Raw genomic sequence first — 13,099 nt, forward strand, 5'->3', positions numbered from 1 at the left:
GGCGAAAGCTTTCATGAAGGTTCGATGAAGAACGCGTGAAGATCACATGAAAAGCGATTCCTCCGCCAACGCGGAGATCCGAACCGCGGACGTCTTGAAGTCCGGCATCTTGCAGTCCGGATCGAGCGAAGGATTGGTCGTTTTGTTTACATTTTGCACGCCGGACCAGTGCTTCGGTCACAAAGACGGTATCTTCTCGGATGTTCGGCGTGACGCGGCACCGAACGATCGCGCTGCCCCGCCGGGACGTCAGGCGCACCTGTTCGCCGTCCTCGACGCGATGTCGCCGGGCGGTCTCGGGATGGATTTCCATGACGTTCTCCACCTCCCGCGCGAGCAGCGACGGACTGCGACGGGTCTGTACGCCGGTCAAATAGTGCGAGAGCATCCGGCCGTTTGTCATCGTCAGCGGCAGCGACTCCCGCTCGGCAGCGTCGAACAAGCGCTCGCGCACAGCCGTCATGCCCGTTCGTTCCAGCCAACGCCACAATGGCTCAGTAAGTTCGCTGAGCGACCTGTACGTCGTGGCGCTGCTGCTCGGGTTCGCAGGCTCCTCCTTCGCCGCGGCGCTCCCGCTCGCCAGCCGATGGTATCCTCCTCAATTCCAGGGACTGGCGATGGGCATCGCGGGCGCAGGCAATAGCGGCACCGTATTCGCGACCTTGTTCGCCAACCGGTTGGCGCAGCATTACGGGAGCTGGGAGATGGTCTTCGGGCTCGCGCTCATCCCAATCGCAGTCGTTTACTGGTTTTCAGCTTCATCGCCAAGGAGAGCCCGAGTCAGCCTGCTTCCAAGAAACTTATCGCCTATGCCCACGTACTGAAAAACCGCGACGCCTGGCTGTTTTGCCTCCTTTACAGCGTTACCTTCGGCGGTTTCGTCGGATTAACCAACTACCTGACGATATTTTTCAACGCCCAGAACGGATTAGCCGCCGTCCGCGCCGCCGATTTCACGACGGTGTGCGTCATCGCGGGCAGCTTATTTCGCCCGGTCGGCGGATATTTGTCCGACAAAATCGGCGGCATCCGCATGCTGATGATCCTCTACGCAGGCGCCGGACTGATGCTTGCCTCGATTTCCATGCTGCCCCCGTTGACCGACGTCATCGCTCTTCTTTTCGTCGGCATGATGTGTCTTGGCGCAGGCAACGGCGCCGTCTTTCAACTCGTCCCCCAACGGTTCGGCGACGAGATCGGCCTCATGACCGGCATCGTCGGCGCCGCAGGCGGATTGGGAGGTTATTTGCTGCCTATCGTGCTCGGCAGCTTGTATGATGCAACCGGCTCGTATACGCCCGGCTTGCGGCGTTGCACTCGCTTGCCTTCTCGTATTGTCGATCGTCCAGGGCGCTTGGAAACGGACTTGGCTCGGCCAAGACGGTAAGGCGCGCGTGGAGCCGGCAGCTTAGAGCTGCGGTTCCCGACCCCCAATTCTTGCTCCCAACCGGCTTTGCTACGATATCCCTTTCGCTCAGAAACACTCTACGCTTACCATGGCATCTTACCAGCATGACCGGCAGCTTAGCGATGCGGTTTCCGCCCCTGACTGTTCCCTACCGGCTTTTCTACGATATCCCTTTCGCTCAGAAACACTCTACGCTTACCATGGCATCTGACCAGCATGACCGGCAGCTTGATCGCAGCCAGGACCGTTCAATTCGCGAATTCATTTCGAGGGATTATTGCAAAGGTAAATGAAGACGGGAAACGCTCCTGAGCGAAGGGGATAACGTGCGAGGGACGCGAAAACCTCTTCTCCTGAGCGAACGGGATAACGTGCGAGGGGCGCGAAACATTCACCACCTGAGCGAACGGGATAACGTGCGAGGGACGCGAAAACCTCTTCTCCTGAGCGAAGGGGATAACGTCCCGAGGGACGCGAAGCAACCTCCCTTGAGCGAAGGGGATGTCGCGCAAAAGGGTAACGATAATGGTTGACCCGCGGCAAAAAAAGGATGAGACCCGATTCGTATCGGGTTTCATCCTTTTGCGATTAGGGCTGATAATACTTTTGGAGCGCTTGGCCAACGCCGAGGGTGTTGGTCAGCAGATGCCGCGCGCTGAAGAACAAATCGCCCTGGACGCGGCCGTTTTGGGCATTGTAACGCAGCTGATTGATAATCTCGTCCGACGACTGCCATCCCGTCTCGGTCGTGCCGAGCTTGTAGGGGGCGTGGCCGACGTAGAGCTTCACCGAAGTTCCGGCCACTTCGTTCGACCACCAGTCGACCAACTTGTCATAGCGGGCCGTGGAGAACGAGAGGCTCCAATAAATTTGCGGCGCGACGTAATCCACCCAGCCCTGTCGAATCCAGGTGCGGACGTCGGCATACATGTTGTCGTAGGCGGTCACGCCGGCTTTGGTGTCAGAGCCTGTCGGATCCTTCGCGACGTTCCGCCAAACGCCGAAGGGGCTGATGCCGAACGAGACTTTCGGCTTGGCCTTGTGAATGGCGGCGCCGAGCTTCTGCACGAAGGTATTGATGTTGTCCCGCCGCCAATCCGCTTTGAGCAGAATCGACTTGGGGTTGTACAGCGCGAAGGTCGCGTCGTCGCTGAAGACGCCGCCCGACGGGTAAAAGTAGTCGTCCAGATGCACGCCGTCGATGTCGTATTGGCTGACGACCTCCATCACGACGTCGATGATGTGCTGTCTCGCTTCCGGAATGCCCGGGTTGATGTACAGCTGCGTACCCGAAGCAACGATCCAATCGGGGTGCTGCACCGCCACGTGATTGGACGCGAGCTTGTCCGTTTTGGCGTCGACGTTGGCGCGGAACGGATTGAACCAGGCGTGGAACTCCATGCCGCGCTTGTGCGCCTCCTCGATCAGGACGGCTAGCGGGTCGTAGCCCGGATCCACGCCCTGCATGCCCGTCAACACCTTGGACCAAGGAACCAGATTTGACTTGTAGAGCGCATCCCCCGCGGGCCGGACCTGCAGAAAGACGGCGTTCATGCCCATGCCTTTCAGTCGGTCGAGCATGGAGGCGAACTCGTTCTGCTGCAGCGACCGATCACCGTAGGAGGCGGTAGAAGGCCAATCGAGATTGTACACGCTGGAAATCCACGCGCCGCGCAATCCCGTGACGCCACCGCCCGCGTTGCCCCCATTGCTGCCGCCTGAGCCGCTGCCGGGGTTCGATGGGACGCCGCCCGTGCCGTTGTCTCCGCCCGCACCGGAGCCGCTGCTCGGATCGCCGCCGGCGCCGTTATCCGACCCGCCGCCCGCGTTCCCGCCGGAGCCGGCGTCGGGGTCGGCGCTGCCGCTGCCGGACACCAGCGTAATGGTGCGTGCGGTCCCGTCCCAATTCACGGTCAGGCCGAGGCTTTCGCCGACGAAACGGAGCGGTACCGTAACGCGGCCGGATTTGGTCTCTACCGAAGCGTCGAGAGAGACGCGGCTTCCGTTGACGGTTGCGTACTTTTGCCCGCTCGTCATTTGAATTTTCGAGCCGGCCTGCGTGATCGTAGCCGTCTTCGTCTTGGCCGACCAGTCGACGCTGGCGCCCAGGCCTTCGCTCACGACGCGAATGGGCACCATCGTGATGTCGACCTTCGGGAGAATGTAGGGCGCGACATCGGACTGAATTGGTCTCCCGTCGAGGTAAATCGTGATGGCCTTGACGGCCGCGGCTTGCGCGAGCGAACCGAACGACAGAAAGATAAGGGCAAGCACCAACGGTAACGCGAACCACTTCCGAACTTTCATCAACCGAAATCCTCCAAGCCTATTAATCGTTATGTGCATCTATTAGACGCAATTGGAGGAAGATGGTTGCTGGAAAACGCAAAAACGGTCGAATGAGAATCTCCTCATTCGACCGTAAGACTTACTCGCGCATTTCTCGGGTTGCCGCCGCTTCGGATTCGGGCTCCGCCGACGGCGCCGGATCGGACGAGTTGCCGTACGACTCCACCGCCTCCCAGGCGCCCGCGTCGTCGAAACGGCCTGCGGCTCGCTGGCGGTTTTCCCCGGCCCCTTTCGGAGGCGGCGTCATGACTTGCTCCTCGACAGGCCGAGCGGGCGGACGATCCGCTTCAGGTGCATGCGCGATGCAGTAGGCGGTGTACGGTACCGCTTCCAGCCGCTCGTACGGGATCCACTCTCCGCAAGTTTCGCACCTGCCGTACGTGCCTTTCTCCATGCGGGCAAGCGCGCGATTCACGTCCAACAGCAGCTGCGCGCGCGCGGCGTCTATCGCCGCGTCCCGCCCCCGTTCGTACGTTTCCGTAGCAATGTCGGCCGGGTGATTGTCGTAGGCGGAAAGTTCGCCCGACGATTCGGTCAAAGAAGCCCCTTCCATCTCATTCTCGAGCTCAAAATGCCTCTTCAGCTCCCGCTTTTGTTCGAGCAACGCTTCTTTCAGCTTGGCCATCCGGGCATCATTTAGATCTTTCATCCAAAATCCCTCCCGCCGGACGGGCATGCAAGCCGCGGTCCGATTCATGGACGAGCTTGGCGAACGCACTCGCCGCAGCCTCGGCAGACTGCGCATTCTGGCCGGTGACCAGACTGCCGTCCACTTCGATATGTTCCTGGCCGTTCGGCTTCGCGACGAAGCGCGCTTCTAGTTCGCGCAGCTTCGTCTCGAGAAGAAACGGCATTTCGTCGACAAGTCCGACCTCCGCCTCCTCCGCGTTGGTAAACCCGGTGACGGCGCGACCTTCCACGAGCCAGTTGCCCTTGTCCAGCTTGGCGCCGACCAAGCCGGCTACGCCGTGGCATACGGCGCCGATCGGCTTCGCCGAAGTGGTGAAGTCCGTCAGCAGATTTTGCAGATGCACGTTCTGCGGAAAATCGAACATGGCGCCGTGGCCGCCGCACAGGAATATGCCGTCGTAGTCTTGCGCCTTGGCTTGGGAGAGGGCGAGCGTATGGGCAAGCAGCTGCCTCGTCTCATCCGAATGCACCTGCCGCTCCTCCGAGAGACTGGCAGGATCGATATGACAAGCCCCGCCGCGAGGACTGGCTACCGTCACTTCCAAGCCTTGGGAGATGAATTCCGACAAGGGCTCCTCCAGCTCGGAGAACCAGACGCCCGCCACTCGGCCGTTATCCATCCGATGTCCGTTCGAGACGACCACCAGCACTTTTTTCGCGTTCATGAGGCTTCACTCCTTTGGGGGTAAGATATTTCTTTTTACCCCTTTGCAGAAGAGAAGAATCTGCCAGGCGATGAACCCCTCAGCCGCCTAAGCGTTCAATCAGCCGATGCGAATCGAGCACGCGGTCCGCTTTGACGAGGCACCGTTCCGGTTCCGCGAGCGACGCGAGAAAATGGTCGACCGCCCCTGCGAACCCGCGCCGAAAGGCGATAGGCTCCCAGCCGCCGAACGCGCTGCGCGTCTCTCCCCGAACTTTGTCGCGCCAGACGGCCGTCTCCAGATTGACGATCTCGGCCGAACGGCCGCCGCCGTGCAGCTCCAAGCGCTCCAAATCTGCACCCGCGCGCCGGTTCATGCCGAATACCGCTTCGCGACGGCCGAAGCGAAGAACGCCGGAGGCGTGCAGCAAGCGGCCGTCATCGCTCGTCTCCTGCAGCCAGGACGCGACTTCGGCAGGCTCCGCGCCGAGCCAGAGCAGCAGATCGAGCATATGAATGAGATCATCGTATAGCGTAAGCTTGGCCGACACCCCCTGCTGCCGCGTCCGATGCTTTTGCGCGATGACGAAGTCGAAGCCGCCCGCCTCCTCGATCCAAGCCTTCGCCTCCGCGTAGAGCGGGGCGAAGCGCCGGTTGAACCCTACGGCCAGCAGCAACCCTCGCTTCGCCGCCAATTCGGCCATCCGTTCGGAAGCCCCGATATCATAGGAGAGCGGCTTGTCCACATAGACATGGAGCCCTCGCTCCAGGCAAGCCGTCACGACCTCTTCGTGCGTCCCGGTAGGACTATGTACGAAGACGGCATCCATCTCCGTACGCAGAAACGCCTCCCGCTCCGTAAACGCGTTCGCGATGCGGTAACGCCCGGCGATCCGGTCGACCGTTTCCGCGGACCGGCTCTGAACTGCGACGAGCTCCGCATCCGCATGCGCACCCAGAACGGGCAAATAAGCTTTGTGGGCGATATCGCCCAGCCCGATCATTCCGACCCGGATCGTCATCTCAATTCCCTCCCGCCCGTTTGTCGGGCTTCTTCACTTGCGTCACACGTCGGAGCGGTCGTCACTCGGTCGGGACGTCTGTCCCGGACAAAGGCGGCGTCAGCGGCGCGCAGCCGACCGCGCCCAGCCGGCGCTTGGCCTCGGCATACACGTCCGCCGGCAGCTTGCCTTTTGCAGCGAAGCGCACGTTTTCGCGGAGGTGCTCCGGATTTTTAGTGCCGACGATTGTCGTAGAGAGATTCGGATGCGTCAGCGTGAACCGCAGCATAAAGCCCGTGCGGCTCTCGCCTTCCTCGAGCAGCTCGTCCAGTTTGGCCGCCTCCCAATGCGCCCACCGGTCCGCAAGACCGCGACCCGCGCCAGGCTCGCCTTGGCCGACACCGCCCCGGATGATCGTTCCTGCCCCTGTCGCCGCCGCTTCGTCGATCAGATGCTCGTGCGCGCGCTCGAGGGCGGAATACGGCACCTGATACGTATCGAAGGCGCCTGTAGCGATATAATCGGACAAGTGCGGCAAATAGCTGGAGATTCCGATCCAGCGGACTTTGCCCGAAGCCTGAATTTCCTTCAGGACGTCGATCAGCTGACCTTCCTCGGCTTGCTGAACGGTCGGTCCGTGCAGTTGCAGCAGGTCGACGTAATCCGTCTTCAAACGACGCAGGCTGGTCTCGATGTTGTGCAGCAGATTGTCCCTCGTCCATACATGGGGCGTCTCGTCGTGATCGCCGCGGTCGACGAGCGTGCAGCCGCACTTGGTCGCGAGGTAAAACGACTCCCGCCGGTGGCTTAGGAACTTTCCGATCAGCTCCTCGCTTCGGCCGTAATCGTAGGAAGTGTCGATAAAGTTGATGCCCGCGTCCAACACCTCGTTCAGAATGCGCTCCGCCTCTTCGTCCGCGACGGGACGGCCGCTCCATACCCGTGGGCCGCGAATTTCCATCGCGCCATAGCTCAGCTTCGTCACTTGCAGGCCGGTCCGGCCCAACACCGTCTTCTCCATCGAATCTCCTCCCCTGCGCTCTTTCGCGCCAGATAGCTCTATTGTAGCGCAAAAACGCGCGTTTACGAAACCGTAAGCGAGACGTTTATGCTATTGCGCAGCCCTTGCCGTGCTCGATCGTAAAGCTCCGAATGCGTATCGTCGTTTTCTACAGCCGTATTCTGCAGGGGGCATCCGCCAAGAAATGGCGGATTGTCGACCACATCTTCATAAACGCGAAAAAAAGCAATCAGCCGACCTGACGCAGACCGCTCTTGACCGACCGCCTCGGAACCGCTGATTTCATAATAATGTGTTCTCTTGTCCGGTCTCCGTTTTTCACGGGTTCCTCCGAATGACCTTATTCTCATTTTGCATGATATCAAAATATTCGACTGAAGCCTTGTCAATCCCTCCATGCATGATACAATAAAGATACCGATCGGTCTCTTTTTTTCTTGCGACAAAACCTATTAGGAAATCGCGTCCGGAGCGGGATAAATAAAAATAGCAGGAGGACTGTGTCATGAGCGTAAAAGTAGGCATTAACGGCTTTGGACGGATCGGAAGACTCGCTTTTCGTCGAATTCAAGAGGTGAAGGATGTCGAGGTTGTGGCCATTAACGACCTTACCGATGCAAAAATGTTGGATCATCTGCTCAAATATGATACGACGCAAGGCATTTTTCACGGGGACATCGAAGTGCATGACGGAGCCTTCGCCGTGAATGGTAAAGAAGTGAAGGTATTGGCTCACCGCAACCCTGAAGAAATCCCTTGGGGCGAGCTTGGCGTAGACATTGTGCTGGAATGTACAGGTTTCTTCGCCACCAAAGAAAAGGCGGAGCTTCACCTAAAAGGTGGGGCGAAGAAAGTTGTCATTTCCGCTCCTGCTACAGGCGACATGAAAACAATCGTATACAACGTAAATCACGAAACGCTGGACGGAACGGAAACCGTTATTTCCGGCGCTTCCTGTACGACGAACTGTCTGGCTCCCATGGCGAAAGCTCTGCACGACAAGTTTGGCATTCGATCCGGATTAATGACGACCATTCATGCCTATACAGGCAACCAGAACACGCTTGACGCTCCGAATCCAAAAGGAGACTTTCGAGCAGCACGCGCCGCTGCAGAGAACATTGTCCCCTATTCCACCGGTGCCGCAAAAGCCATAGGCCTCGTTCTTCCCGAATTGAAGGGTAAACTTGATGGCGCTTCTCAACGTGTACCTGTAGCGACAGGTTCCGTAACCGAGCTCGTTGCCGTATTGAACACTACGGTTACGGCCGAGGAAATTAACGCCGCCATGAAAGAAGCGTCCGATCCGGAAACTTACGGATACACGGAAGACGAGATTGTATCTTCCGATGTTAAGGGGATGACATTCGGTTCGCTTTTTGATGCCACCCAAACAAAAGTGCTGACGGTCGGGGACCAGCAACTGGTAAAAACCGCAGCCTGGTACGATAATGAAATGTCTTACACGGCTCAATTGGTTCGCACGCTGGAACACTTCGCAAAGATCGCAAGGTAAGTAACTTCCCAAACCCAATCCACAATACGATGACCGAGAAAAACGAAGCGCTCATCGGTTGGGGCGATGCTCAGCAACCATTTCTGGGTGCTGCTTGCGGCCCGCATTGTTCAAGCTGTCGGTGCCGGCGCAGCGTTCTCCCTGTCCATCGTGCTGCTCACCCGTTATGTACCGCTGGCACGTCGGGGAAAATCGATGACGTTCATCATGTCCTCCGTATCCCTGGGGTTTGGGCTCGGTCCTGTGATTGGCGGCTTGGTGGTGCAATATGTAGGTTGGAGATATCTCTGTGCCATTACGTCCGGCCAGTTGTTTTCAAACCATAAGGCTTCATCGATGAACAAATCTATGCTCCCCGCTCGATTTTGTGTCTTGCGCATAAAAAAGAGCGCGATCGCCGCGCTCTCACGCTTCTTTTTATGCTCTAGTTACCCGGTTCGGCCTTATTCGGATTCGCCGTTGCGTCCAAGGAGCCATTCGCCGGAAATGCCCGGCGTCGTCATTTGAACGGGATCGAGGATGACGTCCATTTCTTCCTTCGTGATCAGGTTCCGCTCCAGGATGAGATCCTGAACGGTCATGCCTGTCCTCAGCGCTTCCTTGACCAGGCCCGCCGCCACCTCGTAGCCCAAGTGCGGATTGAGCGCCGTTACGATGCCGAAGCTGTTGCGAACATACGTCTGGCAACGCTCGCGGTTCGCCTCCAACCCTTCCAGCGCGTATCGGATAAAGACGTCGACGGCATTGCGCAAGATTTTGAGCGATTGAAGCAGGTTAAAGGCGATGACAGGACCCATGACGTTCAGTTCGAATTGGCCGGCCTCCGAGGCCAGGCAGATCGTGTGATCGTTGCCCATGACCTGGAAGGCGGTCTGGTTCACGACCTCGGCCATGACCGGATTCACTTTGCCCGGCATGATCGAGGAGCCCGGCTGCCGCGCGGGGAGCAGCAGCTCGCCGAGGCCGGTCCGCGGCCCGGAAGCCATGAGCCGGATGTCGTTGCAGATTTTGGACAGGTTCACGGCGCACACCTTCAGCGAGGCGGAAAGCTCGGTGTAGGCGTCCGTATTCTGCGTTGCATCCACCAGATCGCCCGCCGATTCGAGCGGAATGCCGAGCTCTTCGGCCAGCAGCCGGACAACTTCGCGTATGTATTCGGGCTTCGCGTTCAACCCCGTCCCGACGGCCGTCGCCCCCATGTTGACCGGCAGCAGATGGCTCGTCGCGCTCGAAATGCGCTTGATGTCGCGGCCGATGACCGCCGCATAGGCGCCGAACTCTTGTCCCATTCGGATCGGCACCGCATCCTGCAAGTGGGTTCGGCCCATCTTGAGGACGTCGTCGAACTCCGCCTGCTTGGCGGCGAAGGCTTGCTGCAGTTCGTCGAGCGTCTCGAGCAGCCGATGCGAGAGCTGATGGGCGGCGATCTTGAGCGCCGTCGGGATGGCGTCGTTGGTCGATTGGGACATATTGACGTGGTTGTTCGGGCTGCAATGGAAATAGTCGCCCTTGGCGCGGCCCAGGATCTCCAGCGCGCGATTGGCGAGCACTTCGTTCATATTCATATTGATGGACGTGCCGGCGCCGCCCTGGATCGAATCCACGATGAACTGATCCGCCAACTGGCCTTCGGCTACCTCGTCCGCCGCTTGGACAATCGCTTCCATGATTGGCGCGTGCAGCATATGCGTCGCGGCATTCGCTTTGGCGGCCGCTTTCTTCACGTGCGCCAGTGCGGCAATCAATTCAAAATGCACCGGCACGCCGGTGATCGGGAAGTTCTCAACCGCCCGCAGCGTCTGAATGCCGTAATACGCTTCGGCTGGCACTTGCTTCTCGCCCAGAAAGTCTCTCTCGATCCGGTAAGACATCCGTACGCCCCCTTCGGTCGGCCGCTTGCAATATCTACCTTTTGCAGCCTCACCCCATTGTAGCATATCGGTCGTCCGCCTTACGAGCCATCTGCCGGTCAACAAGCGGGACAATTCCGGACGCAATACGAAAAAAGACGAGTCCGGAGGCGACTCCGTTCTCGTCCTTTGATTCCTGCAGCGACGGCTATTCCGCCAGCTGCTCGATTTTGATCAGATTGGTTGCGCCGGCTTTGCCGATCGGCGTGCCGGCGGAGATGACGACGTGGTCGCCAGCGGCGAGCAAGCCGGTCTTGCGGCCGTTGCGCACGGCGGAGGCGAACACGTCGTCCGTCGATTCCGCTTTCTCGCCCTTCACCGGGACGACGCCCCACAGCAGACACAGCCGCTGCAGCACGTTGGCGTCGGACGCGATGGCGACGACCGGCGCCTTCGGCCGATACTTCGAGACCATCCGCGCGGTGAACCCGCTCTCGGTCGGCGTCAGGATCGCGGCGGCGCCGAGCTCGAGCGAAGCGCTGACGACCGATTGGCTAATTACCTCGGTGACGGTAGACGGCTGCAGCTGGCTCCGCTTGCGGAATAACTCGCCATAGTCGAGCATCGACTCGGCTTTGACGGCGATGCTCGCCATCGTCTCGATCGATTCGACCGGGTATTTGCCGGCCGCCGTCTCGCCAGACAGCATGATCGCGTCCGTGCCCTGCAGCACCGCATTCGCGACGTCGCTCACCTCGGCGCGCGTCGGACGCGGATTTACCTGCATGGAGTCGAGCATGTGCGTCGCAACGATGACCGGCTTGCCGGCGAGGTTGCACTTCTCGATCATCTCGCGCTGGATCATCGGCACCTCTTCGACCGGAATCTCGACCCCTAGGTCGCCGCGCGCGACCATGATGCCGTCGGACGCCTCGATGATGGCGTCCAGATTGTCGACGCCCTCCTCGTTCTCGATCTTGGAAATGATCTGGATGTGCCCCGCGCCGAGTTCCTCCAGCATGGCCCGTATTTGCCAAATGTCTTCCGCGCGGCGAACGAAGGATGGCGCGATAATGTCGACCTTTTCCCGCACGCCGAACCGGATGTGCATGATGTCCCGCTCCGTGACGCCCGGAAGCGTCGTGCGGATGCCCGGGAGGTTCACGCCTTTGTTCGACTTGATCGTACCGCCGTTGACGACTTGGCAGACGATGTCCGTCGCACCGACGGACTCGACGGTCAGCTCGATCAGGCCGTCGTCGATCAGGATCCGATTGCCGGGCTTCACGACGAGCGGCAACTCCGCGTAGTTGACGGAGATGCGCTCAACGTTGCCGACGATCGTCTCGGTCGTCAGCGTCAGCCGATCCCCGGCTTTCAACTCGCCCGGTTCGGCCAGCTTGCCGATGCGGACCTCCGGTCCTTTGATATCCATCAGAATCGGGACGAACGCGTTCGTCTCCTGCGCCGCCTGCCGGATGCGCGCCATGCGTCCGCTGTGATCCTCCAGTTCGCCGTGCGCCATGTTGAGGCGGGCAACGTTCATCCCCGCGCCGATCATCCGCTTCAGCACCTCGACCGACTCGCAAGCCGGGCCCATCGTACATACGATCTTCGTTTTCCGCATGCTTCTCTCCCTTTCCTCTGCCGTTGTCCAACCTCTCGCCCTCTATTGTAGATCGAATTTTGTCGGATGAATATGAATTATAGTATGATAAACAGATCATAGTACGATCATTGGAGGGGTAGCATGATTCGGATCGAGAACGTCAGGCAAGACCGGGGCACGGACTGGTTCGAGCAAACGAAAGTAGCGGACGCCCCTCCAAACGATTGGGACGAACGCGGTGACGAGAATCCGGTAGAACGGCTGGAAAACCCGTTAGACGAAAGGGCGGATAAGTGCCCGGCAGCGCTGGCGACTCTCGTAGCCGTCACTTACGGACGCCTCGTCTACTGGATCGGAGAACGGAAGATCATTCTCGAGAAAGGCGACTTCCTCTATCTCCCGCCGCATACGGCCTACTATGCCAAAAGCATCCCTTCCGTGTTCCACGAAAAATACGTCGTCACGTTCGCGCTTTCGGAGGATGCCCGCCGCATTCCGCTGTTCGGCGACGCGGAACCGGCGCATGCCAGGCAGGGGATGTACGAGTGGATGATCGAGCGTCTCCGCACGATGCAGGAGGAATGGTCCGAGCAGACGCCGTTCGCCGCGCTGCGGGCGGAAGCGATCCTCTGCGAGCTGGCGGTGCTGTGGAGCCGCGACCGGCTTCGGGAGCCTGCGGCGCCTTCGTCGACCCGAATGGCCGAGCGGATGAAGGACTATGTCGCCAGCCACTACCGGGAGCGGGTGACCAAGGACGAGCTCGGCGCCTGCATCGGGCGGACGCCCAACCATGCGGCCGCGCTTTTCAAGCGCGTGACCGGCCAGACGATCAGCGCCTACGTCCACGCGGCGCGGATCAAGACCGCCGTCTATCTGTTGTCCGATTCCCTGCTCACGGTGGCGGAGATCGCCGAATACTTGGGTTACCGGGACGTCTCCTACTTTCAACGGATCTTCAAACGGACGACCGGGCGAACGCCAACCGATTACATGAGCCGCAAGCCTTGATGAT

Annotated in this window: 11 protein-coding genes and 2 pseudogenes; 4 read left to right on the forward strand and 9 right to left on the reverse strand. The window is 59.7% G+C overall.

The genetic code is table 11. The annotated features are described in order from the left end of the window. Positions 1 to 42: 42 nt before the first annotated feature. Positions 43 to 421: pseudogene (locus tag LKX83_RS01410) on the reverse strand (molybdopterin oxidoreductase family protein); the annotation flags it as partial. Positions 422 to 497: 76 nt separating this feature from the next. Between LKX83_RS01410 and LKX83_RS01415 the strand changes: the two are divergent. Further along, a pseudogene (locus tag LKX83_RS01415) lies at positions 498 to 1,412 on the forward strand (MFS transporter); the annotation flags it as partial. Positions 1,413 to 1,996: 584 nt separating this feature from the next. On the opposite strand, the gene LKX83_RS01420 reads toward LKX83_RS01415, so the two are convergent. The 6 genes from LKX83_RS01420 to LKX83_RS34660 all read right to left on the reverse strand — a co-directional run bounded on the left by LKX83_RS01420 (position 1,997) and on the right by LKX83_RS34660 (position 7,510). Continuing rightward, positions 1,997 to 3,715, reverse strand: coding sequence for a family 10 glycosylhydrolase (locus tag LKX83_RS01420; protein WP_227880125.1), 1,719 nt, complete (start codon positions 3,713 to 3,715; stop codon positions 1,997 to 1,999). A gap of 121 nt (positions 3,716 to 3,836) precedes the next feature. Further along, a complete protein-coding gene (locus tag LKX83_RS01425) occupies positions 3,837 to 4,406 on the reverse strand; it encodes a TraR/DksA C4-type zinc finger protein (RefSeq protein ID WP_227880127.1) in 570 nt (189 codons plus the stop codon). Then, complete coding sequence (locus LKX83_RS01430) at positions 4,390 to 5,112, reverse strand: type 1 glutamine amidotransferase domain-containing protein (protein ID WP_227880129.1); 723 nt, start codon at positions 5,110 to 5,112, stop codon at positions 4,390 to 4,392. Before LKX83_RS01430 ends, LKX83_RS01425 begins: the two co-directional genes overlap by 17 nt. Positions 5,113 to 5,191: 79 nt before the next feature. Beyond that, complete coding sequence (locus LKX83_RS01435; protein WP_227880131.1) at positions 5,192 to 6,112, reverse strand: Gfo/Idh/MocA family protein; 921 nt, start codon at positions 6,110 to 6,112, stop codon at positions 5,192 to 5,194. A 61-nt stretch (positions 6,113 to 6,173) separates the two neighbouring features. Beyond that, the gene (locus LKX83_RS01440; protein ID WP_227880136.1) at positions 6,174 to 7,112 is read right to left on the reverse strand and encodes an aldo/keto reductase; all 939 of its coding nucleotides are present in this window, start codon (positions 7,110 to 7,112) and stop codon (positions 6,174 to 6,176) included. A gap of 62 nt (positions 7,113 to 7,174) precedes the next feature. After that, positions 7,175 to 7,510 (reverse strand): TetR family transcriptional regulator C-terminal domain-containing protein, encoded by a 336-nt coding sequence (locus LKX83_RS34660; RefSeq protein WP_373238404.1) that lies wholly within the window; start codon positions 7,508 to 7,510, stop codon positions 7,175 to 7,177. A gap of 107 nt (positions 7,511 to 7,617) precedes the next feature. On the opposite strand from LKX83_RS34660, the gene gap reads away from it, so the two are divergent. Then, on the forward strand, positions 7,618 to 8,628 hold the full coding sequence (gap, locus tag LKX83_RS01445; RefSeq protein ID WP_227880138.1) for a type I glyceraldehyde-3-phosphate dehydrogenase: 1,011 nt from the start codon (positions 7,618 to 7,620) through the stop codon (positions 8,626 to 8,628). Positions 8,629 to 8,694: 66 nt separating this feature from the next. After that, entirely contained in the window at positions 8,695 to 9,135 is a 441-nt protein-coding gene (locus tag LKX83_RS01450; protein WP_227880140.1) for an MFS transporter, read from the forward strand. Here LKX83_RS01450 and aspA read toward each other — a convergent pair. Together aspA and pyk are read right to left on the reverse strand one after the other, a co-directional pair. After that, positions 9,072 to 10,499, reverse strand: a complete 1,428-nt coding sequence (gene aspA, locus LKX83_RS01455; protein ID WP_227880142.1) for an aspartate ammonia-lyase — start codon at positions 10,497 to 10,499, stop codon at positions 9,072 to 9,074. The two genes, LKX83_RS01450 and aspA, sit on opposite strands and share 64 nt — an antisense overlap. Positions 10,500 to 10,686: 187 nt before the next feature. After that, positions 10,687 to 12,105, reverse strand: a complete 1,419-nt coding sequence (gene pyk / locus LKX83_RS01460; protein ID WP_227880144.1) for a pyruvate kinase — start codon at positions 12,103 to 12,105, stop codon at positions 10,687 to 10,689. 123 nt (positions 12,106 to 12,228) lie between these two features. On the opposite strand from pyk, the gene LKX83_RS01465 reads away from it, so the two are divergent. Further along, the gene (locus LKX83_RS01465) at positions 12,229 to 13,095 is read left to right on the forward strand and encodes a helix-turn-helix domain-containing protein (RefSeq protein WP_227880146.1); all 867 of its coding nucleotides are present in this window, start codon (positions 12,229 to 12,231) and stop codon (positions 13,093 to 13,095) included. Positions 13,096 to 13,099 lie beyond the last annotated feature (4 nt).

The organism is Cohnella baijiui, assembly GCF_020731285.1.
In the GTDB taxonomy this organism is placed as follows: Bacteria; Bacillota; Bacilli; order Paenibacillales; family Paenibacillaceae; genus Cohnella.